This is a genomic window from Lentilactobacillus dabitei (assembly GCF_019061365.1).
Taxonomy (GTDB): domain Bacteria; phylum Bacillota; class Bacilli; order Lactobacillales; family Lactobacillaceae; genus Lentilactobacillus; species Lentilactobacillus dabitei.
This window is the reverse complement of record NZ_JAHPPD010000161.1, coordinates 1-1,663: the sequence shown is the minus strand read 5'-3', so window position 1 is coordinate 1,663 and position 1,663 is coordinate 1. Positions and strand designations below refer to the sequence as shown.

The window sequence follows — 1,663 nt, the reverse complement described above, 5'->3', positions numbered from 1 at the left end:
TAACCCGGTCAACCGTTTCTTTTTTATTTACTTCTGGAAATAATTCAATCATGTCAGTCTTACCCATAACGCAACTCCTTTATTGTCACCTTAGTTGATGTTATACTGAAATTGCCTATTAATTAACATCACCTCGGCTTCCGGAAACGGGAGCTTTTTTATTCAATAATTTTCAATCTTTTCAATTTCAGCTAGGATATCTTCACACTTAGCCTGGTTATACATAATGGGAACCATCTCCGCTTTTAGAGAAGCATATTTTTGATCTAGAAAACGATTATTTCGAGCATGCGCGATCGCTTGGTTATACAGTTGAGCTTCACGAATTGCCACTTCATTCTGCTGAGACTGGCGTTTAATGACCTGATATTTCAATTGCTTCAATGCTTGGCTAATCGCCTGCTTAATTTCCACATTTTGAATAGTGAGTTTATCAGCTACTCGATCTTCACTGTAAACCGTTACTAATATCTTTTGCTGAGGGACAGTCACTACCCAAATGTTATCTTTTTTAAATAGGGATTTACGCCCATTTTCTTCACAATGGTCCTTAACGGCGTTTGCAAAGAACCGCTTAATCCACTTTTGAGCCTCACTTACCGGCACATTAAAACGTTGATTCAATCTATCGTAGAAGTGTTTTGAAACCTGATAGTCTACCGTTGCCATTCAATCACCTCAAAATATTAGCCAGCAGATCAGCAACTTTTTCAAAATCATATTTGTAATTACTGCCGACTGTGTTACCAGCAAGAATGATGCGAATTTCTCCAGGATCATCTTGGCCTAAAATTGCTTGAATCTGATCAACTTTAATCCAATCTTCGACAGGTTCGCTTGCTCGTTCTAACTTAATCCATTGCATCTTATTAGTTGTGCCGTAGTGATACATATCATCGCTCATTTATCTGCCTCCCGAGATTCAAGAAGGCGTAACATTCCAGTAATGGCACTCAAACCATTCTTGGTAAACCGCATTTGAATAGCCTTATCTTTCTTGTGAGGATACTTTTGATTCATAATAAAGGTAAAGGTACCATCTGAATTTGGCTGAATTCCAAAAGTGCTTTCAATAATCCCTTTTTCTGACATTGCTTCATATTCAAACTGGCTCATTTGTCTGCCTCCATTTTTACTTTAACTGCGTCCTTCCAATTTTTAACGGTCTCGTCGAGGCCTTTTTGGTTAGGTTAAACTCGCCATTTTCAGCAACCAACGTAAAATAATCTTCTCGGATGTAAACTGGGTATTCCTCGCCTACCTTAAAAACACGATGCTCAGCTACAAAAGTATACTTCGGAACGAAATAACAATAGATCTTCATTTATCTGCCTCCAATAAGTCCTTATCTTCATGCACATTGCCCACCACAACAGAATTGGGAACGACTATCCAAAATTGAAAACTACCAATAATAAACCCGGCGTCTGAGTTTGACCATTTAACCTCACATATTTCATCATTATCACTAAAAGGGTACTTAATTTTTAATAAATCCCCCTCGTAAACATCTTTGCCATTCTTATCTTTTAAACCGGTAAATTGCTCAACAATGTAAGCGCCCGGATTCATTTCAGCAAAGCTCAAAATGCTACTTGCACGTCTATGAAGCATCTCTTGCATTGGACCTTTGCTGCCGAATGGCATATGCCATGCTCTGAAC

Annotated in this window: 5 protein-coding genes; all 5 read right to left on the bottom strand. The window is 38.4% G+C overall.

Annotation, left to right across the window (positions count from 1 at the left end; genetic code table 11):
• Window positions 1-162: 162 nt before the first annotated feature.
• Window positions 163-669 (bottom strand): hypothetical protein, encoded by a 507-nt coding sequence (locus KTE19_RS13545; RefSeq protein ID WP_217342505.1) that lies wholly within the window; start codon window positions 667-669, stop codon window positions 163-165.
• Between the two features lie 4 nt (window positions 670-673).
• On the bottom strand, window positions 674-904 hold the full coding sequence (locus tag KTE19_RS13540) for a hypothetical protein (RefSeq protein ID WP_217342504.1): 231 nt from the start codon (window positions 902-904) through the stop codon (window positions 674-676).
• Window positions 901-1,116, bottom strand: coding sequence for a hypothetical protein (locus tag KTE19_RS13535; RefSeq protein ID WP_217342503.1), 216 nt, complete (start codon window positions 1,114-1,116; stop codon window positions 901-903). The genes KTE19_RS13540 and KTE19_RS13535 overlap by 4 nt, the downstream gene beginning before the upstream one ends.
• 16 nt (window positions 1,117-1,132) lie before the next feature.
• Entirely contained in the window at window positions 1,133-1,324 is a 192-nt protein-coding gene (locus KTE19_RS13530; RefSeq protein ID WP_249778672.1) for a hypothetical protein, read from the bottom strand.
• Window positions 1,321-1,663 (bottom strand): YopX family protein (locus KTE19_RS13525; RefSeq protein WP_217342502.1); only part of this gene is annotated, 343 nt, incomplete at its 5' end. The genes KTE19_RS13530 and KTE19_RS13525, both read right to left, overlap by 4 nt.